Genomic DNA, 20461 nt, shown 5'->3' on the forward strand with positions numbered 1-20461 from the left:
GCCGGGCCGCCGGTCAGGCCGGCACGATGTTGACCAGCTTCGGCGCGCGCACAATCACCTTGCGCACTCCGCGGCCGTCAAGGGTCCGAATGATCTGCGGCGAGGCCAGGGCGAGCTTCTCCAGCTCGTCCGCGTCCACGTCGGCTGCCACCTCCAACCGGTCGCGCACCTTCCCGGCCACCTGCACCACGGCCGTCACGGTGTCCTGCACCAGCAGGGACTGGTCCACGGCCGGCCAGGACGCCTTGACCACGGACGGTTCGTGGCCCAGCCGGGCCCAGAGGTCCTCCGCGGTGTAGGGGGCAAACAGGCTCAAGATGATGGCCACTGCCTCGGTGGCCTCGCGGACGGCCGGGTCGGCGGCACCGGGTCCGGCGTCGATGGCCTTGCGGGTGGCGTTGACCAGCTCCATCAGCCGGGCGATGACCACGTTGAACTTGCCGGCGTCGAGCAGTTCGGCGGCGTCGGCAACGGTCCGGTGGGTGACCGAGCGCAGGGCGCGGTCGCCGTCGTCGTACTCTGTGCCCGGAGCGGAGGCGACGTCCTGTCCCAGCCGCCAGGCGCGGGCCAGGAACTTGGCCGAGCCGGAGGGGGAAACGTCCGCCCAGTCCACGTCGTCTTCGGGCGGCGAGGCGAAGATCATGGTCAGGCGCACGGCGTCCACGCCGAACTTGTCCAGCTGCTCGCCCAGGTCCACGCCGTTGCCCAGCGACTTGCTCATCGCCTTGCCGCCGTTGAGCACCTGGCCTTGGTTCATCAGCGCACGGAACGGCTCGTCGAAATCGATCAGGCCCATGTCCTTGAGCACCTTGGTGAAGAACCGGCTGTAGAGCAGGTGCAGGATGGCGTGCTCGACGCCGCCGACGTACTGGTCCACCGGCAGCCAGCGGGCCGCGGCGTCCTTCTCGAACGGGCCCTCGGCGTAGTCCGGGGAGGCGAAGCGCAGGTAGTACCAGGACGAATCCACGAAGGTGTCCATGGTGTCGGTGTCCCGGCGGGCGGCCTTGCCGCAGTTCGGGCAGTCGGTGTTGACCCAGTCCGCGGCAGAGGCCAGCGGCGAGGTGCCCTTGGGCGACAGGGCTTCGCCGCGCAGGTCGTCGGGCAGCCGCACGGGCAGCTGGTCATCGGGAACCGGGACCTCGCCGCACTCGTCGCAGTGGACGATCGGGATCGGCGCGCCCCAGAACCGCTGCCGGGACAGCAGCCAGTCGCGCAGCCGGAAGTTCACGGTCTTCTCGCCGGTGCCGGCCGCCTCCACCAGGTCGATGGCGCGGGCGATGGCTTCGGTCTTGGACAGGCCGTCCAGCTCGCCGGAATTGATCAGGGTGCCTTCGCCGCTGGTGGCGATCCCGGTCTCGGCCGGGTCCCCTTCCCCGGTGTCGACGACGGCGCGGACCGGCAGGTCGAAGGCCTTCGCGAAGTCGAGGTCGCGCTGGTCGTGCGCCGGGACGGCCATGATGGCGCCGGTCCCGTAGTCTGCCAGCACGTAGTCGGCAGCCCAGACCGGCAGCTTTTCGCCGTTGAGCGGGTTGATCGCGTAGCGGCCCAGGAACACGCCGGTCTTCTCGCGTTCGGTGGACTGGCGCTCGATGTCGGAGAGTGCCTTGATCTGCTCCCGGTAGGCCATCAGCGCATCGTGGTGCTCCGGGGCCACCAGGTCCAGCGCCAGGTGCGCGTCGGCCGCGACCACGAAGAAGGTGGCGCCGTTCAGGGTGTCGGGGCGGGTGGTGAATACCGTGACGTCCTGGGCCGGGCGTCCGCCCGCTTCCTCCACCGTGAAACGGACGTGCGCGCCCTCGGAGCGGCCGATCCAGTTCCGCTGCATCGCCAGCACGCGCTCCGGCCAGTGGCCCTTGAGCTCGTCCATGTCGTCCAGCAGGCGGTCGGCGTAATCGGTGATCTTGAAGTACCACTGATTCAGGCTCTTCTTGGTCACGGGCGTGCCGCAGCGTTCACATGCCCCGTTGACCACCTGTTCGTTGGCCAGCACGGTCAGGTCCTTCGGGCACCAGTTGACCGGGGAGTTCTTGCGGTAGGCCAGGCCGCGCTCGTAGAACCGCAGGAACAGCCACTGGGTCCAGCGGTAGTACTCCGGGTCGGAGGTGTGCAGCCGGCGCGACCAGTCGGCGCTGATCGCGTAGCGCTTGAAGGACGCCGCCTGGGTGTCGATGTTGGCGTAGGTCCACTCGCTGGGGTGGGCGTTGCGCTTGATTGCGGCGTTCTCGGCCGGCAGGCCGAAGGAGTCCCAGCCGATCGGGTGCAGGACGTCGTAGCCCTTCAGCCGCCAGTAGCGGGCCACCACGTCGCCCATGGCGAAGGCTTCGGCGTGGCCCATGTGCAGGTCGCCGGAGGGGTAGGGGAACATGTCCAGCACGTAGCGGCGTTCTCGGGAACCGTCGTCGGCGGGAGCGAAGACATCAAGTTCCTCCCACACGGCCGGCCACTTGGCCTCCATGGCGGAGAAACTGTACTCGTGCTGTTCCGTTCCCGGCTGCGTACTCACTGTGCTTGCCTCGTCCTCTTGTCTGTACTGCGCACTAACCTGACTCCCCTAGACACACAAAAGCCCCTCGGCATCGGAGGGGCGGGCCGCTGAAGCAGGGCCTGGGCCCCGCGGCAGCGGCTAGCTAAGGAGCAGTGCGAACATGCGACCACTTTACCGCACGTTCACAGGACATCGTCGTCGACCCAGTCGAAGGTCCGGGTGACCGCTTTCTTCCACAAACGCAGCCTGCGTTCCCGCTCTTCCGCGGGCATCTGCGGCTCCCACACCTTGTCCTGCACCCAGTTCCGGGCCAACTGGTCCGTGTCCTCCCAGAATCCGACGGCGAGGCCCGCGGCGTAGGCCGCTCCCAGGGCCGTGGTCTCGGTGACCTGCGGCCGCCTCACGGGAACGCCCAGGATGTCCGCCTGGAACTGCATCAGCGCATCATTGGCGACCATCCCGCCGTCGACCTTTAAACCGGTCAGCGGCACCGCGGCGTCCGCGTTGACCGCGTCCAAAACTTCCCGGGTCTGGAAGGCCGTGGCCTCCAGCGCGGCGCGGGCGATGTGCGCCTTGGTCACAAACCGGGTCAGGCCCACCAGTGCGCCGCGGGCGTCCTGCCGCCAGTACGGGGCGAACAGGCCCGAGAACGCGGGCACGAAGTAGCAGCCGCCGGTGTCCTCGACCGTGCCCGCCAGTTGTTCGGCCTCCTGCGCGGACGACACCAGGCCCAGGTTGTCGCGCAGCCACTGGATCAGCGACCCCGCGACGGCGATCGACCCCTCCAGCACGTAGTGCGGCGCCGCTTTGCCCAGCTGGTAGCCCACGGTCGTCAGCAGTCCGTGCGATGACCTGACGATCTCCTCGCCCGTGTTGACCAGCACGAAGCAGCCCGTGCCGTACGTGTTCTTGGCCTCGCCGGGGTTGAATGCCGCCTGCCCGAACGCGGCCGCCTGCTGGTCGCCGAGGATGCCCGCCACCGGGACGTGACGCAGCAGTTGGGAGCCGTGCACGGTTGCATAGGGCTCGGACGATGAGCGGATCTCCGGCAGCATCACGGTCGGCACGCCGAAGGCATCCAGGATCTCCTGGTCCCACTGCAGCGTGCGCAGGTCCATGAACAGGGTGCGGGAGGCGTTGGTGACGTCGGTGGCGTGCGTGCCGCCGTCAGGCCCGCCGGTCAGGTTCCACAGCACCCAGCTGTCGGTGGTGCCGAACAGCAGCTCGCCGGCCTCGGCCCGTTCCCGCGCCCCGTCCACGTTGCGCAGGATCCAGGCCAGCTTGGTCCCGGAGAAGTAGGGCGCCAGCGGCAGGCCGGTCTGTTCGCGGAAGCGGTCCACGCCGCCGTCGGCCGCCAGTTCGTCGCAGGTCTGCTGCGTGCGCACGTCCTGCCAGACGATCGCGTTGTACACCGGCCGGCCCGTGCTCTTCTCCCACACCACCGTCGTCTCGCGCTGGTTGGTGATGCCGACGGCGGCGATGTCGTGCCGGGTCAGGCTGGCCCGGGACAGCGCCGTGCCCACCACCTCGCGGGTGTTGTCCCAGATTTCCAGCGGGTCGTGTTCCACCCAGCCAGGCTGCGGGAAAATCTGCCGGTGCTCCCGCTGGCCGGTAGAGACCGGTGTGCCTTTGTGGTCGAAAATGATCGCGCGCGTGGAGGTGGTCCCCTGGTCGATCGAAAGCACGAACTCCGCCATCTCAGCCCTCCACGCTCCGGTCCGGGCTTCAGTGCCCGGCTGCTGTTGAACCTAACCGGCGGCGCAGTGCAGCGTCAATCGAGCGACCGCTGCCGGCGACATGCCGTGTGGCCCGCCCCGGTGCCGGACCTCGGTGCGGGCACCCGGTGCTGGCCCGCGGTTCGGGTCCCCCGGTGCCGGCCCGCGGTTCCGGTCCCCCGGTGCCGGCCCGCGGTTCCGGTCCCCCGGTGCCGGCCCGCGGTTCCGGTCCCCCGGTGCCGGCCCGCGGTTCGGGTCCCCCGGTGCCGGCCCGCGGTTCCGGTCCCCCGGTGCCGGCCCGCGGTTCGGGTCCCCCGGTGCTGGACCCCCGCCTGGGCAACATGGGCCGCGCTGCGCGGCAACGCGCCCGCGGGTCGGTAGAGTCGAAGGCATGAAATCAGGAGCGAGCCTGGCGTGACCGCCGTTGCCGACCGCGCGGTGCGCCGCGAAATTCTGCTCGACGGCGCCCGGGTGCGCTACTGGGAATATCCCGCCGACGACGACGGTGCGCCCACCCTGCTGGTCATCCACGGGTTCCGCGGGGATCACCACGGGTTGGAACTGGTGGTCGGACAGCTGCCCGGTTACCGCGTGATCGCCCCCGACCTGCCCGGCTTCGGCGAATCGGAGCCGCTGGCCGCCGGCACCCACGGAATCGAGGGCTACGCCCGGTTTCTGCATGGCCTGGCCGGCGCACTGGAGCTGGGCCCGGACACCTACGTCCTGGGACACTCCTTCGGGTCCATCGTGGTCAGCCACTATTTGGCGGCGCATCCGGGCAGCTTCCGGGCGGCCATCCTGGTCAACCCGATCAGCGAACCCGCGCTGCAGGGTCCCAAAGCTATCCCCTCCCGTCTCGCCGGGTTCTACTACTTCGCCGGGGCAAAGCTGCCCGAGCGGTTGGGCCTCTGGCTACTGCGCAACCCCTTGGTCGTCCGGGGCATGAGCATCATGATGGCGAAGACCCGCGACCCGCAGCTGCGCGCCTACATCCACGGGCAGCACGACGCCTACTTCAGCGCCTTCGCGAACCGGCGGGTGGTGCTGGAGGCCTTCCGGGCGTCCATCTCCGCCGATGTAGCGCAGGTCGCCGGCCTGCTTGACCTGCCGGTCCTCCTGATCGCCGGCGAACGGGACGACATCGGTTCCGTGGCCAGCCAGCGCAGGCTCGCGGCGATGATCCCGGACTCCCGGCTCGAAGTGATCCCCGCCGTCGGGCATTTGATCCATTACGAAACCCCGGCAGCGGCCGCCGCCTTCATCCGGGACTTCATCGACGGAATGAGTGCATGAAACTCCTGATTGACGCCCGGTTCACCCGCACCGACCAGCTGGACGGAATCAGCCGCTACGGCGCCAGCCTCATCGAAGCCACTTCCCGGCTGGCGGACGTGCGCATGCTGATCAGCGACGAGCGGCAGCTGCAGTTCCTGCCCGACGTGCGCTGGGTCAAGATCAACAGTCCGCTCTCCCCCGCCGAACTCTTCGTGGCGCGCCGTGTGAACAAGCTGGGCGCCGACGTCGTCGTTTGCCCGATGCAGACCATGGGCAGTTTCGGCCGCACGTACGGGCTCATCCTGACCCTGCACGACCTGATCTACTACTCGCACCCCAAGCCGCCGGGCTTCCTGCCCAAGCCGGTGCAGTGGCTCTGGCGGCTCTACCACAAGGCCTACTGGCCGCAGCGTCTCCTGTTAAACCGTGCGGACACGGTGGCCACCATCAGCCACACCACGCGGGCGCTGATGGAACGTCACCGGCTCACCCGCAGGCCGATCCGGATTGTTTCCAATGCCGCCCAGCCGCAGGGAGCGCCGCGCAATCCGGCTGGCGGCCGCGACAAGACCCTGCTCTACATGGGCTCGTTCATGCCGTACAAGAACGTGGAAACCATCATTGACGCCATGGCGCTGCTGCCCGACTACGAGCTCCATCTGCTCAGCCCGGTGCGTCCGGACCGGCAGGCCGAGCTGGGGGCCAGGGCCGTCGACCCTCGCCGGCTGGTCTTCCACAACGGGATTTCCGACGCCGGATATCAGCAACTGCTGCAACGGGCCACAGCGCTGGTCACCCTCTCCCGCGACGAGGGCTTCGGCCTGCCGCTGATCGAGGCCATGGCCGCCGGGACGCCCGTGATCGCCAGCGACATTCCGATCTTCCGTGAGGTCGGTGGCGGCGCCGTCACGCTGGTGGACCCGGATGAGCCCGCCGACTTCGCGGCGGCCGTGGCAGCGCTGGACCAGCCCGGTGTCTTCCGCGCGGCGTCGGAGGCCAGCATCCGCCGAGCCGCGGCATATGACTGGAACGAGTCGGCCAAGCAACTGGTCGCCGCCGCCGAGGAAGTGTTGGAACGACGGCGGAGCCGGTCCCGGTAGTTGGTGGCCGGTCCTCAAGGCCGGGGATGTGTGCCCTGCAGTAGGCCAGAACTTTGCCCACAGGCCGGACAGACCCGGTAGATCCGGGGCACTGATGTGGCGGCCTTGCGAGCCGGTGGAGCTGCTGCGGTGGACGTCCGCCTGGCGTGGCCGCCTACGGTCAGGGGCACTCCACCATGGACTTCACCTTGAGGTGGCCGCCTTCGGTCAGGGGCACTCCACCATGGACTTCACCTTGAGGTGGCCGCCTTCGGTCAGGGGCACTCCACCATGGACTTCACCTTGACGTGGCCGCCTTCGGTCAGGGGCACTCCACCATGGACTTCACCTTGACGTGGCCGCCTTCGGTCAGGGCCGCTCCCCCGGTTGCCGTGCTGCTGTAGGTGGCGGTGGCTGCCTCGTCCGAAGTGGTGGTGGCTGCGTCCTCCGAAACTGTCAGTGGCGGCGCATAGTCTGTTTTCAGTACCAGTTCAGCACCAACGTTGGCCGCCGGGTGTGGGTTTGCCGGTGGCGTCCGCGGATCCGTTCAGGGTTCGCGACCGCTCGTATTCGAGGCCATGCAGCACGCATGCTGAAGATTGAGACGCTGAGATGTTTGATCCGGCAGTATCCGAACCTCCCGCCGCAGGACCGCCTGCCCGCGCCAGGCTTGAAGCATCGTCTGCCGCGTCATCGTCTGCCCCGCTACTGCCCGCGTCGCCCGCAACAGGACCGTCTGTCGCAGCACCGGCTGCCGGCAGCGGTTCGAGGCGGGACGCCGGACGCCCGGGCGCGGGTTCGGTGGGGTCTGCCGCCGTTCGCGCCGCCGCCGCTGCCTTGGAGGGCATTGATCTGGACGCGCCGGGCCCGGAACTGGTCGAAGAGCTCACCGCGCTGGAGGGCCTGAAGGCTGCCGCCGCGGCGGCGCAGGCCAGGGTGCAGGTCGCGCTGGAGAAGTCCGTCCGTGCCCGCCGGGCCGCCGCCGGGATCCCCAAAGACCGGCAGGGCGCCGGGGTGGCCGCCCAGATCGGGTTGGCCCGGGGCGAGTCCCCGCACCGGGCCGCGGTCCTGCTGAACCTGTCCCGGACCCTGGTCGGGCAGATGCCGCACACCCTGGCCGCCCTGGCCGCGGGGCACCTGAACGAATACCGGGCCGAGATCCTGGCCCAGGAAACCGTTTGCCTGGCCCCGGAGCACCGCGCCCGGGTGGACCGGGAACTGGCCGGGAACCGGGAGCGGCTGCACGGGCTCGGGAACAGGGCGCTGCGGGCCGAAGCCAAACGCCTCGCCTACCAGCTGGAACCGGGCTCGGTGGTGGACCGGGCAGCGAAGGCCGAAGCGGACCGGCACGTTTCCTCCCGCCCGGAGCCGGACACCATGGTCTCGGTCCGGACCCTGCTGCCGGTGGTCCAGGGCGTGGCGGTGATGGCCGCCCTGCACCGGGAAGCGGACCGGCTGCGCAACAGCGGAGACCCCCGCTCCCGCGGCCAGATGATGGCCGACACCGTGTTCGAACGCGTCACCGGCCGCAGCACCGCAGACCCGGCCCGGCTGGAAATCCAGCTGGTGATGACCGACCGCGCCCTGCTCCGCGGCGAGGCCGAACCGGCCTGGCTGACCGGCTACGGCATCGTCCCGGCCCGCTACGCCCGCGACCTCACCCGGCCGCCGCACCAACCGCCGGCCACGGCACACACACCCGAAGCCGACACCGAAGCCAGCCCGCCCGGCCGGACCGGGCTGAAGGCGCCGCCGGCCGGGACCGAGCCGGGCTGGAAGACCGCCCGCGAACAGGCCCACCGCACCAAAGTGCTGAAACAACACAGTGTGGAGGACATCTGGGTCCGCCGCCTCTACACCGCCCCCGGGACCGGGCAACTGCTGGGGATGGACTCGGCCGCCCGGAAGTTCCCCGACGGGATGCGCCGGATGATCCTCGCCCGCGACGCGGTCTGCGGCAGGCCCTGGTGCGACGCCCCGATCCGGCACATCGACCACATCGTGCCCTGGTCACAAGGCGGTAAAACCACCATGGCCAACGGGCAGGGACTGTGCGAGCAATGCAACCAGTCAAAGGAAGCCGAAGGCTGGTCCTCCCGCACGCTCGAAGGACCACACCACACGGTCGAAACCACCACCCCCACCGGACACACCTACACCTCGACCCCGCCACCACTACCAGGCACGCCGTCACTTGGTTCAGACGCAACCCAAGCGCCCCGCGCCCGGAGCCGGACCGCGCATCCGGAAGGTTACAGCAGGTCAGTCCCGTCGCAGCGCACTTGTACCGGGTCGGGGACGCGCTTGGCGGACAGCGCCGCCTTGCGGTGACGGAGCGCAGCAGTCACGCGGGCGCCATCCTGATAGCTGAAGAACAGCAGCAGGCGGTGCTCACTGATCTCCCCCGATCGGGCCGGCAACTCAACGGGTCCGACGCTGCGAAGGCTGCCGCTGAGCTCAAAACCCGCCATGAAAGCTTCAATGCCTGAGGGCTTCCCTGTCAGGGCGGCGATCCTCACGGCCGGGGGGAGCTGAAGCGCGCGCCGCAGCTGCATCTCCCTGGCTGCGGCGCCGGTGGGGTCCCACCGAACCAAGGGCGCCACAACGGCATCCTGATCGGCGGTGACTACCACCAGCCCCCCTTCCGACGCCGGCTGCACCAGCGATGCCGCGCGGAACCATCGGCGCAGCACGTCTTCGGGTGCGCGAAGGGACTCGCGGCTGAGCATGGCGTTGCCATCCAGCAGCAACGCGGCCGCGTATCCACCGGGCGCCACCGGCTCGGCTCCCGGTGTTGCCACCACCAGGGCTTTCCTTGACTCGACCGCAGACTTGATGTGTTCCCCCGAAGAAGACACGACCGTCGCCCCCGGGAACGCACGTCCCAGTTCTTCTGCGGTACGCAGGGCGCCGACCGCAGAGGCACGGAGCCTGTGGGACCCGCATTCGGGACAGGAATAGTTCGTGGCCAACCGACCGCACCACCGGCAAGCCGGAGCCGCCGCGCGCCCCGGCTGCGCCAGCGGCCCGTTACAGTCGGTGCATCTGGCGGGCGTGCGGCAGTCCTGGCAGGCAAGGGCAGGTGAGAAGCCGGTCCGCGCCACCTGCACGAGCACCGGTCCGCGTTCCAGGCCTTCCTTGGCGGCCCGCCACGCGGCCTGCGGCAGACGGGCATGGCGCAGCATGGGATCGCGTTCCTGTTGGAACGAATCCGCGGTGTTGAGGATGCGCGGAGTCGCCTGGCGCAGGAACGGCCGGGCGGGCGTGAGCGCCGACGCCCAGCCGCTCTCAACCAGCCGCTGTGCTTCGCCGCTCCGCGAGACACCGGCGAACAGGGCCGCGCAGCCGGCCTGCGCCGTGCGCAGCAACAACACCTCGCGGGCATGCTGGTAGGGGGAACGCTGCTCCAGCAGCAGGTCATCGCCGTCGTCCCACATGGCCACCAGGCCCAGATCCTGCACCGGGGCGAAGGCGGCCGAGCGCGTCCCGACGGCCACGGACACCTCGCCATGCAGCAACCGCAGGTAGTTCCGGTAGCGCGGCGTCGGCCCGTCCTCGGCAGTCAGGCGAACAAACTGGTCCGCGCCGAGGACGCGCTCCAATTCGGCTTCCAGCCGCGCCAGGTCTTTGGCGTCCGGAACAACGACGACGGCGCCGCGGCCGCTCTGCCGTACGCTCGCCACGGCGTGCGCTACCTGGGCTGCCCAAGAGGCAGGGCCATAGGACTTGTGGCTGGCCAAAACGGCCCGCGGAGCGGCGCCCGACGCCAGCTGGGCCAGAAAGACGCCGGCGCCGTCATAACCGGCGAAGGCCTGCTCCGCCTCAGCCGTAGCTGCCGGGTCGGCAGTAGCAGCGGTGGCAGCCGAAGGTGCGGCGGTAGCCGCGGCATCCGTGGCGACGGTGGTAGCCGCGTGGGCATCCACGGCCGGCTTGGCCTCCGCTGCCGCAGCGTCGGTCGCCCGGGCGGCGAATTCCTTATCCACTTTGGCGACGCGCGGCGGGATGGCGGCGCGCAGTACGTCGCTGACGTTTCCGGCATATCGCTCGGCCACCGACGTGGCCAGCCGGAGCAGCTCCTCGGTCAGCACCGGCTGCGCGGAAACCACCTTGGCCAACGGGGCCAGCTTGACCCCTTCCGGCACCTCGGACGTGCGGCGGGTGATGTACCCGCTCATTTCCTGGCCGCCGAACCGGGCCTTGACCCGCGCGCCGGGAACAGCGTCGGCGTCCAATTGCTCAGGCACCAGATAATCGAAGATCCGGTCCAGATGCGGCAGCGCCGTTTCGATCAGCACCCGGGCCACCGGATCGGTCGCCGCCGCCGGCGAAGTGCCCGGCGCCTGCTTGGGGGCACCGAAGCCCTGCAGCAGGCTCAGCTGGTGCGGATCAGGGCCCATCAGGCTCAGGCGTTGAAGTAGCTGCGCAGTGCGTCCGCCCGGTCGGTCCGCTCCCAGGTGAAGTCGGCATGTTCACGGCCGAAATGGCCGTGTGCCGCGGTCTGCTTGTAGATGGGCCGCTTGAGCTCCAGGTCGTCGATGATGCCCAGCGGACGCAGGTCGAAGACTTCCTCGATCGCCTGGGCGATGCGCGCCGGATCAACGGTCTCGGTTCCGAACGTTTCCACGTAAATGCCGACAGGCCGCGCCATCCCGATGGCGTACGCGATCTGGATCTCGGCACGACGGGCCAGTCCCGCGGCCACCACGTTCTTGGCTACCCAGCGCATGGCATAGGCGGCGGAACGGTCTACCTTAGACGGATCCTTGCCGGAAAACGCGCCGCCGCCGTGACGGGCCATGCCACCGTAGGTGTCCACGATGATTTTGCGTCCGGTTAGCCCGGCGTCGCCCACCGGCCCGCCGATCACGAAGTCGCCGCCCGGATTGAGGATGTAGCGCACGTTGGTGGCGTCCAGGGAGCTGGTCGCCAGCACCGGCTCGATCACGCGCGAGGCGAGGTCCGCACGCAGATGTTCCAGGTCCACGCCGCCTTCATGCTGGCTGGAAATCACGACCGAGTCGACGGACACCGGCTTGTCGCCGTCATAACCGACGGTCACCTGCGTCTTGCCGTCCGGCCGCAGATACGGCAACGTCCCGTCCTTCCGCACCTCGGTTAAACGCTCGGACAGCCGGTGCGCGAGCCAGATCGGTGCGGGCATCAGGACGTCGGTCTCGTCGCTGGCATAGCCGAACATGATGCCCTGGTCGCCGGCGCCCTGGGCATCGCGCGCGTCGATACCGGTCCCCTCGCGGGTTTCAAAGGAGTTGAAGACCCCTGAGGCGATCTCCGGCGACTGCTGGCCGATGGAAACCGAGACGCCGCAACGCGCGCCGTCAAACCCCTTGTCCGAGGAGTTGTAGCCGATCTCCAGGATGGTATCGCGGACGATCTGCGGGATCTCCACGTAGCCCTGAGTGGTGACCTCGCCGGCCACATGTACCAGACCGGTCGTCGTCAGCGTCTCTACGGCTACCCGCGACTCGGGATCCTCGCGCAGCAGGGCGTCGAGGATGGCGTCGGAAATCTGGTCACAGATCTTGTCCGGATGGCCTTCGGTCACGGACTCGGACGTGAAGAGCCGCAGATTGCTGTCAGAAGAAGTCACAGACATACCTTACTTGCTGGCGGGGACCGCCACGGAACTGTAGACGCGGCCCCGAAGGCCCGGTCATGGAGCGAAACAGTAGTACACAGGGGGTAACGGGTGGTCCGGTTACCGCGGCATGAGGGAGATGAAGAAGACGCGTCTTCCGCTCCCCCCCAAGCGGCACAAGCAGTGGCAGCCCGGAGCCAGTGTCGCCCCTGAGGCAGTGTCAACCCGGAGCCGGCGTCAGCCTGAAGGCAGTGTCAGCCCGGATGCCCGGAAGCAGCGTCAGCCGGAGAGTTCGGCGGTGATGCGCTCGATGACCACGGCCGCCGCACTGTCTTTGCTGCCGCGGTGGGTCTGCGGTTCGACGCCGCTGCGTGCCAGCACCGTGATCTCGGTGTCGTCCTGGCCGAACACCAGGTCGCGGCCCACGCGGTTGAGCACCAGCAGGTCGCAGCCCTTCCGTTCGAGTTTGCTGCGCGCGTAGTCGAGCACGTCGCCGCGGTCGTCGCCGGTCTCCGCCGCGAAACCGACGATCAGCGGCGCCTCGCCGGAGCCGCGCTGCTGCACGACCTCCACCAGGATGTCCGGATTCCGCACCAGCGTGATCACCGGGTCCTCGGCGTCGTCGCGCTTCTTGATCTTGGTGTCGGTCACTTCCGCCGGCCGGAAATCCGCCACGGCGGCTGCCATGATGACGACGTCGGAGCGCGCCGCCGCTTCGAGAGTCGCCTCGCGCAGGTCCAGGGCGGTCTCCACCGAGCTGGACTTGATCCCGTCCGGAATATCCACCTCGAGGTGGGCGGCGATCAGTTCGACCTCCGCTCCCGCAGCCGCGGCGGCGCGGGCCAGTGCCACGCCCTGCTTGCCGGAGGACCGGTTGCCCAGGAAGCGCACGGGGTCCAGCGGTTCGCGGGTGCCGCCAGCAGTGACCAGGACCCGCTTCCCGGCCAGCGGACCGGGTTCCGGAGCCGCGAGCCCGGGCACGGCCGAGTCCTCCGGCGCCCAGCCGGCCTCCGCCGTCGTCCGGGGTTTCAAAGTTCCGTCGGCGAGGCCCGCGGCGATGAAATCGTAAATTTCCGCCGGTTCGGGCAGCCGGCCGGGGCCGGTGTCCTTGCCGGTCAGGCGGCCTACGGCCGGGTCCATCACCGTGGTGCCCCGGCTGCGCAGCATGGCCACGTTCGCCGCGGTGGCCGGATGCTGCCACATTTCGGTGTGCATGGCCGGCACAAAGACCACGGGTGCGGTGGCCACCAGCAGCGTGTTGGTGAGCAGGTCGCCGGCCAGGCCGGCGGCGGCGCGTGCCAGCAGATCCGCGGTGGCCGGGCACACGACTACGAGGTCCGCTTCCTGGCCGAGGCGGACGTGGTTGACCGACTCGACGGCATCGAACACGCTGTTGCTCACCGGGTTGCCGGAAAGGGCTTCCCAGGTGGCACGGCCAACGAACTTTTCGGCGGCGTCGGTCGGGATGACCGTCACGTCGTGGCCGGCTTCCTTAAACAACCGAAGCAGGGATGCCGACTTGTAGGCGGCGATGCCGCCGCCCACGCCCAAAATGATCCGCATGCCTGCCCCGGTGTTAGACGCTGGTTACTCTGCGGCCTTTTCGACGGGCTTGCTGACCAGCAGGCCCTCGTTGATTTCGCGCAGTGCGATGGACAGCGGCTTCTCGTTCAGCTTGGTGTCCACCAGCGGGCCGACGTACTCGAACAGGCCTTCGTGCAGCTGCGAGTAGTAGGCGTTGATCTGGCGGGCACGCTTGGCACCGTAAATCACCAGCGCGTACTTCGAATCCGTTGCTTCCAGCAGGGAGTCGATCGGCGGGTTGATGATGCCTTCGAGGTTGGTCGACACTAAATCTCCAATGGGTTCCGGGACGTGTTCTCTGTACCCGCTCAGCGCGGGTGCGGGACAAGTCCCATCAATGAAACGAGCTCGTCTGCCGCCCGCTGGACATCGTCGTTAACGACGGTGAAATCGAACTCGGGCTCGGCAGCAAGTTCCAGTTTAGCGGTTTCCAGCCGGCGCTGCTGTTCTTCGGGTGTTTCCGTGCCGCGGCCCACCAGTCGGCGGACCATTTCCTCCCAGCTGGGCGGGGCCAAAAACACGAACGTGGCTTCCGGCATGGACTCCTTGACCTGCCGGGCGCCCTGCAGGTCGATCTCCAAAAGCACGGATTTGCCGTCTGCCATGGCCTCCTCCACGGTGCGCCGCAGCGTTCCGTAGCGGTTCCGGCCGTGCACCAAGGCCCACTCGAGCATGTCGCCGGCGGCCACCAGCCGGTCGAACTCTTCGGGGCCGACGAAAAAATAGTGGACGCCGTCCTGCTCACCGGGCCGCGGTTCGCGGGTGGTGGCGGATACCGACAGCCAGACGTCGGGGTAATTGTCGCGGATATAGGTGGAAACGGTGCCCTTGCCGACGGCCGTGGGGCCGGCGAGAACGGTCAGGCGGGGTTTGTCGGACATATCTTCCATCTGTTACTGGGATTTCAAGTGGTCTATCAGGGCTCGCCGCTGATGGATGCCGAGCCCGCGCAGCCGGCGGCTGGGCGCAATGCGGACCGTCTCCATGATGGCGGCGGCGCGGACCGGTCCGATGCCCGGCAACGATTCGAGCAGTTCGGCCACGCGCAGCCGGCCGACCGATTCCATCGACGCGGCCGCCTCGATCACCTCGGCCACGGTCATGGCGCCGGATTTCACTTTGGCCTTGATTTCCGCACGTTCGACCCGGGCGGCCGTCGCTTTCAGCCGGGCGGTGGTGCGTTCGCTCTCCGTCAGCGGTCGAAGACCCACAGCTCCTCCAGACAATCCGGCCCGCGGACAAGATGCCGGGCGGGCACATTGGGCATGAATTGAACTTACCAGAACCGCAACACCGCGGCTCAGGGCAGCCGCCACGCCCGGCTGTCCGGCACTGGAGGCCAGACGGTTAGCCCGCGAGGCCCGACAAACCGGCCAGGGTGCGGTCCGCGGCCCCGCGCAAGGCGGCGGTGTCCGGGCCGGCCTGGAGGATGTCCCGGCTGGAGGTGGCCAGGACATTCCCGACGGCGGAACCGAAGGCCGCCGCGATGTCCGCCCCGGTGGCACCCTGTGCGCCCAGCCCGGGGGCCAGCAGCGGCCCGTTGACCGCCGCCAGGTCCAGCCCGAGCCGTTCCATCACCTCGGCCCGGACCGTGGCGCCGACCACCAGGCCGACGGAGCCCAGCTCGCCGGCGCGGCCGGCCTCCGCGTTGTCGGCCGCCGCCGCCTCCGCGATCCGGGCGGCCACGGACTCGGCGCCGCCGACGTGCTGCACGCTGGCGCCCTCCGGGTTGGACGTCAGCGCCAGCACGAACACTCCGCGGCCGGTTGCCGCCGCCAGGTCCAGCGCCGGCCGCAGCGATCCGTACCCGAGGTAGGGGCTGAGCGTCACGGCGTCGGCCGCCAGCGCCGAGCCGTCGCGCAGCCACGCGTCGGCGTAGGCGGCCATGGTGGAGCCGATGTCGCCGCGCTTGGCGTCGGCAATCGTCAGGGCGCCGGCCTGGGCCGCCGCCGCCAGCAGCTTCTCGAGCACCGCCAGGCCGGCCGAACCGTGCCGTTCGTACAGCGCCACCTGCGGCTTGAGGGCGGCAGCCTGCTCCCCCACCGCGTCCAGCACGGTGAGGGAGAAGCGTTCCAGCCCTCCGGCGTCGTCGTTCAGTCCCCAGGCGGAGAGCAGCGACGGGTGCGGGTCGATGCCCACGCACAGCGGCCCGCGGGCCTCCATCGCTGCCCGCAGCCGCTGCCCGAAGGTGGCTGGCTGCGGCCGGGCGTGCGGCTCAGGCATGGAACGCGGCCTTCAGGTTCTCCGCGTGCTCCTGCAGGCTGGTCACGTCCCACGCGTACTGGCGCATCGCTTCGATGGCCTGGATGGCGGCACCGAACTCGGACACGGTGGTGATGATCGGGGTTCCCACCGACGTCGCCGCAGCGCGGATCTCGTAGCCGTCGCCGCGGGCCTGGCCGCCGGACGGGGTGTTGAGGATCAGCCCGATGCGGCCTTCGGTGATGAGGTCGACGATGGTGCCCTCGCCCTCGTCGGAGCGCCCTTCGGCGATCTTGCGCACGGTGGTGGACTGGATGCCGTTGCGGCGCAGCACTTCGGCCGTGCCGCCGGTGGAGAGGATTTCGAAGCCCAGGTCCACCAGCAGCTTGACCGGCATGATGATGGAGCGCTTGTCGCGGTTGGCCACCGAGACGAACACCTTGCCGGACGTCGGCAGGGCGCTGCCGGCCGCGGCCTGGCTCTTGGCGAAGGCCGTGTCGAAGTACTTGTCGATGCCCATGACCTCGCCGGTGGAGCGCATCTCCGGGCCGAGCAGCGAGTCGACCACGGTGCCTTCGGGCGTGCGGAACCGGCTGAACGGAAGCACCGCCTCCTTCACCGCCACCGGTGCCTCCAGCGGCAGCCGGGAACCGTCACCGGTCTCCGGCAGCACCTTGTAGACGCTGCGCAGCATGGCGATGTCAACGCCGGTACCGATCAGCGCCGCGGCCTTGGCCAGCTGCACGCCGGTGGCCTTGGAGACGAACGGGACGGTGCGCGAGGCGCGCGGGTTGGCCTCAATCACATAGAGCACGTCGGCGGCCAGCGCGAACTGGATGTTGATCAGGCCGCGCACCCCCACGCCCTCGGCGATGGCGGCGGTGGCGTTGCGCACCCGGTCCAGGACGTCGGCGCCCAGGGTGATCGGCGGCAGCACACAGGCGGAGTCGCCGGAGTGGATCCCGGCCTCCTCGATGTGCTCCATGATGCCGCCGACGTAGAGGTCCTTGCCGTCGTAGAGGGCATCGACGTCGATCTCGATCGCGTCTTCCAGGAAGCGGTCCACCAGCACCGGGTGGTCCGGTGTGATCTCGGTGGCGTTAGCGATGTAGCGCGACAGGTTGGCCTCGTCGTAGACGATCTCCATGCCGCGACCGCCCAGCACGTACGACGGGCGGACCAGCACGGGGTAGCCGATCTCGTCGGCGATCTTCTTCGCTTCCTCGAAGGACACGGCGGTGCCGTTCTTCGGGGCGATCAGGCCGGCCGAATCCAGCACGCGCTGGAACGCGCCGCGGTGCTCGGCCAGGTCGATGGCTTCCGGCGAGGTGCCGAGGATAGGGATGCCGGCGTCGGCCAGCGCCTGCGCCAGCTTCAGCGGCGTCTGGCCGCCAAGCTGCACGAACACGCCGAGCACGCCGCCGGTGCGCTCCTCCGCCGCGATGACCTCCAGCACGTCCTCGAGCGTGAGCGGCTCGAAGTACAGGCGGTTGGAGATGTCGTAGTCGGTGGAGACGGTCTCCGGGTTGCAGTTGATCATGACCGTCTCATGCCCGGCCTTGCGCAGCGCCATGGTGGCGTGGACGCAGGAGTAGTCGAACTCGATGCCCTGGCCGATCCGGTTGGGGCCGGAGCCGAGGATGATCACGGACGGCTTCGCGTGCAGCTCGACCTCGTCTTCCTCGTCGTAGGACGAGTAGTGGTACGGGGTGTAGGCGGCGAATTCGGCGGCGCAGGTGTCGACCGTCTTGAACACCGGTCGGATCCCCAGCGCGTGGCGGACCCCGCGAACCACCGCCTCGCTGGTGTGGCTCAGCTTTCCGATCTGTTCATCGGAGAAGCCGTGCCGCTTGGCCAGCCGCAGGATGTCCTCGGTCAGCGCCGGGGCGCGGCGGATTTCGGTGGCCACTTCGTTGATCAGCTGCAGCTGGTCCAGGAACCACGGGTCGATGGCGGTGGCCTCGAAGACCTGCTCGACCGTGGCACCGCCGAGCAGCGCCCGCTGCACCAGCGAGAGGCGCTCGGTGGAACCCACCCTCGCCTTGGCCAGCAGTTCGGGCACGTCATAGTCGTTGACCGGGTCGAACTCGAGCTGCGACCCCTTCTGCTCCAGCGACCGCAGCGCCTTCTGCAGCGCTTCGGTGAAGTTGCGCCCGATGGCCATCGCCTCGCCCACGGACTTCATGGTGGTGGTCAGCGTCGGGTCGGCGGCCGGGAACTTCTCGAACGCGAAACGCGGGACCTTGACGACGACGTAGTCCAGTGTCGGTTCGAAGGCGGCCGGGGTCTGCTGCGTGATGTCGTTGGGGATCTCGTCCAGCGTGTACCCGAGCGACAGCTTGGTGGCGATCTTGGCGATCGCGAAACCGGTGGCCTTGGAAGCCAGCGCCGAGGACCGGGAGACGCGCGGGTTCATTTCGATCACCACGACGCGGCCGGTGTCCGGTTCGATGGCGAACTGGATGTTGCAGCCGCCGGTGTCGACGCCGACCTCGCGGATCACCGCGATGGAGATGTCGCGCAGCTTCTGGAACTCGCGGTCGGTCAGCGTCATGGCCGGGGCCACGGTGATGGAGTCGCCGGTGTGCACGCCCACCGGGTCGAAGTTCTCGATCGAGCACACGACGACGACGTTGTCGTTCTTGTCGCGCATCATCTCGAGCTCGTATTCCTTCCAGCCCAGGATGCTCTCCTCGAGCAGCACCTCGCTGGTGGGGCTGTACTGGATGCCGGCGCCGGCGATCCGGCGCAGGTCCTCCGCGTTGTAGGCCATGCCGGAGCCGAGGCCGCCCATGGTGAAGGACGGGCGCACCACCATCGGGTAGCCCAGTTCCTCGGCGGCGGCAAAGGCTTCGTCCATCGAGTGCACGATCACGGACTTGGCGGATTCGGCGCCGCAGCGCTCCACCACGCCCTTGAACTTCTCCCGGTCTTCGCCGAGTTCGATGGCGGCGATGTTGGCGCCGATGAGTTCCACGTTGTACTTGTCCAGCACGCCGTTCTTGTCCAGGGCTATCGCGGCGTTCAGGGCCGTCTGGCCGCCCAGGGTGGGCAGCAGGGCGTCCGGGCGCTCCTTGGCGATGATCTTTTCGACCACCTCCGGCGTGATCGGCTCCACGTAGGTGGCATCGGCGAACTCGGGGTCCGTCATGATGGTGGCGGGATTCGAGTTGACCAGGATGACCCGCAGGCCCTCCTCCTTCAGCACGCGCAGCGCCTGGGTGCCGGAGTAGTCGAACTCGGCCGCCTGTCCGATCACGATGGGACCGGAACCGATGACCAGGACTGACTTCAGATCTTCTCTCTTGGGCATTACTTGCTTTCCTTCGTCGTCTCGGAAGCGATCCCGGTCTGGGTTTGGCGGGAGTTCATCAGGTCGGTAAAACGGTCGAACAGGGGCGCCGCATCGTGTGGCCCGGCGGCGGCCTCCGGGTGGTACTGGACGGAGAAGGCGGGGATGTCCAGGCAGTTCAGGCCCTCGACGACGTCGTCGTTCAGGCAGACGTGGCTGACTTCGACCCGGCCGAAGCGCTCCTCCGGGGCCAGCGTGGGCCCGTCCAGCGGAGCGTCGACGGCGAAACCGTGGTTCTGCGAGGTGATCTCGACCTTTCCGGTGCGCCGGTCCATCACCGGCACGTTGATGCCGCGATGGCCGTAGCGCAATTTGTAGGTGCCGAAGCCCAGGGCGCGGCCCAGGATCTGGTTGCCGAAGCAGATGCCGAAGAACGGCAGGCCGGCGTCGAGCACCTTGCGCAGCAGCAGCACCTGGCGGTCGGCCGTGGCCGGGTCGCCGGGCCCGTTGGACATGAACATTCCGTCGGGCGAGACGGCCTGGATATCTTCGAAGCTGGCGGTCGCGGGCAGCACGTGCACCCGGATCCCGCGCTCAGCGAACCGGACCGGGGTCATGGCCTTGATGCCCAGGTCGAGGGCGGCGACGGTGAACCGCGACTCCCCTTCCCAGCCGTGATCGGCCGGTTCGACGACGTAGGCTTCCGTGACGCTGACCTCTTCGGCGAGCCGGGCGCCTTCCATCGCCGGCTGCGCGTTGACCTCGGCCAGCAGCTCCGCCGCGGACCGGGCGGCCGCGTCGCCGGAGAAGATGCCGGCCTTCATCGCGCCGCGTTCGCGCAGGTGGCGGGTCAGCGCGCGGGTGTCCACGCCCTGGATGCCCACGATGCCCTGGTTGACCAGTTCGTCGTCCAGGCTGCGCTCGGAGCGCCAGTTGGAGGGCCGGCGGGCCGGGTCGCGGACCACGTAGCCGGCCACCCAGATCTTGCGGGATTCCGCGTCGTCGTCGTTCACCCCGGTGTTGCCGATGTGGGGCGCGGTCTGCACCACCAGTTGGCGGGCGTAGGACGGGTCGGTGATGGTCTCCTGGTAGCCGGTCATGCCGGTGGAAAAGACCGCCTCGCCCAGCGCGGTGCCCTGTGCGCCGTAGCTGCGGCCGCGGAAGGTCCGGCCGTCTTCGAGCACCAGCAGCGCCGGTGCGGAGAGGTAAGTTGTTTCTGCGCTCACGATGTGT

14 protein-coding genes are annotated in these 20461 nt (G+C 69.0%); 3 read left to right on the forward strand and 11 right to left on the reverse strand.

All coding sequences use genetic code 11. The features are described 5' to 3' along the window. Nucleotides 1-13 precede the first annotated feature (13 nt). Nucleotides 14-2503 (reverse strand): leucine--tRNA ligase, encoded by a 2490-nt coding sequence (leuS, locus tag AC5RV3_RS02180; protein ID WP_494120726.1) that lies wholly within the window; start codon nt 2501-2503, stop codon nt 14-16. Nucleotides 2504-2667: 164 nt separating this feature from the next. Next, entirely contained in the window at nt 2668-4182 is a 1515-nt protein-coding gene (gene glpK, locus AC5RV3_RS02185; RefSeq protein ID WP_494120727.1) for a glycerol kinase GlpK, read from the reverse strand. A gap of 432 nt (nt 4183-4614) precedes the next feature. On the opposite strand from glpK, the gene AC5RV3_RS02190 reads away from it, so the two are divergent. The 3 genes from AC5RV3_RS02190 (at nt 4615) to AC5RV3_RS02200 (ending at nt 8885) form a co-directional block, all read left to right on the forward strand. Then, nucleotides 4615-5493 (forward strand): alpha/beta fold hydrolase, encoded by an 879-nt coding sequence (locus tag AC5RV3_RS02190; protein WP_494120728.1) that lies wholly within the window; start codon nt 4615-4617, stop codon nt 5491-5493. Then, nucleotides 5490-6575 carry a glycosyltransferase family 4 protein gene (locus AC5RV3_RS02195; protein ID WP_494120729.1) on the forward strand — a complete coding sequence of 362 codons (1086 nt, stop codon included), beginning with the start codon at nt 5490-5492 and terminating at the stop codon, nt 6573-6575. The genes AC5RV3_RS02190 and AC5RV3_RS02195 overlap by 4 nt, the downstream gene beginning before the upstream one ends. A 780-nt stretch (nt 6576-7355) precedes the next feature. Next, nucleotides 7356-8885, forward strand: a complete 1530-nt coding sequence (locus tag AC5RV3_RS02200; RefSeq protein WP_494120730.1) for an HNH endonuclease — start codon at nt 7356-7358, stop codon at nt 8883-8885. Here AC5RV3_RS02200 and AC5RV3_RS02205 read toward each other — a convergent pair. The 9 genes from AC5RV3_RS02205 to carA all read right to left on the reverse strand — a co-directional run bounded on the left by AC5RV3_RS02205 (nt 8807) and on the right by carA (nt 20454). Continuing rightward, a complete protein-coding gene (locus AC5RV3_RS02205; RefSeq protein ID WP_494120731.1) occupies nt 8807-10951 on the reverse strand; it encodes a primosomal protein N' in 2145 nt (714 codons plus the stop codon). The genes AC5RV3_RS02200 and AC5RV3_RS02205 overlap by 79 nt on opposite strands. A 5-nt stretch (nt 10952-10956) precedes the next feature. Next, on the reverse strand, nt 10957-12162 hold the full coding sequence (gene metK, locus AC5RV3_RS02210; protein ID WP_494120732.1) for a methionine adenosyltransferase: 1206 nt from the start codon (nt 12160-12162) through the stop codon (nt 10957-10959). Nucleotides 12163-12429: 267 nt separating this feature from the next. Next, entirely contained in the window at nt 12430-13713 is a 1284-nt protein-coding gene (locus AC5RV3_RS02215) for a bifunctional phosphopantothenoylcysteine decarboxylase/phosphopantothenate synthase (RefSeq protein ID WP_494120733.1), read from the reverse strand. Nucleotides 13714-13737: 24 nt separating this feature from the next. Continuing rightward, nucleotides 13738-14001, reverse strand: coding sequence for a DNA-directed RNA polymerase subunit omega (rpoZ, locus tag AC5RV3_RS02220; RefSeq protein WP_493977538.1), 264 nt, complete (start codon nt 13999-14001; stop codon nt 13738-13740). Nucleotides 14002-14042: 41 nt separating this feature from the next. Then, complete coding sequence (gmk, locus tag AC5RV3_RS02225) at nt 14043-14615, reverse strand: guanylate kinase (protein WP_494120734.1); 573 nt, start codon at nt 14613-14615, stop codon at nt 14043-14045. 12 nt (nt 14616-14627) lie between these two features. Beyond that, nucleotides 14628-14945, reverse strand: coding sequence for an integration host factor, actinobacterial type (mihF, locus tag AC5RV3_RS02230; protein WP_494120735.1), 318 nt, complete (start codon nt 14943-14945; stop codon nt 14628-14630). Between the two features lie 136 nt (nt 14946-15081). Beyond that, nucleotides 15082-15957: an orotidine-5'-phosphate decarboxylase gene (gene pyrF, locus AC5RV3_RS02235; RefSeq protein ID WP_494120736.1), complete on the reverse strand. Its 876-nt coding sequence runs from the start codon at nt 15955-15957 to the stop codon at nt 15082-15084. Beyond that, entirely contained in the window at nt 15950-19249 is a 3300-nt protein-coding gene (gene carB, locus AC5RV3_RS02240; RefSeq protein WP_494120737.1) for a carbamoyl-phosphate synthase large subunit, read from the reverse strand. The genes pyrF and carB overlap by 8 nt, the downstream gene beginning before the upstream one ends. Continuing rightward, entirely contained in the window at nt 19249-20454 is a 1206-nt protein-coding gene (gene carA, locus AC5RV3_RS02245; protein WP_494120738.1) for a glutamine-hydrolyzing carbamoyl-phosphate synthase small subunit, read from the reverse strand. The genes carB and carA overlap by 1 nt, the downstream gene beginning before the upstream one ends. Between the last annotated feature and the right edge of the window lie 7 nt (nt 20455-20461).

Source organism: Arthrobacter sp. Y3221114, assembly GCF_059092625.1.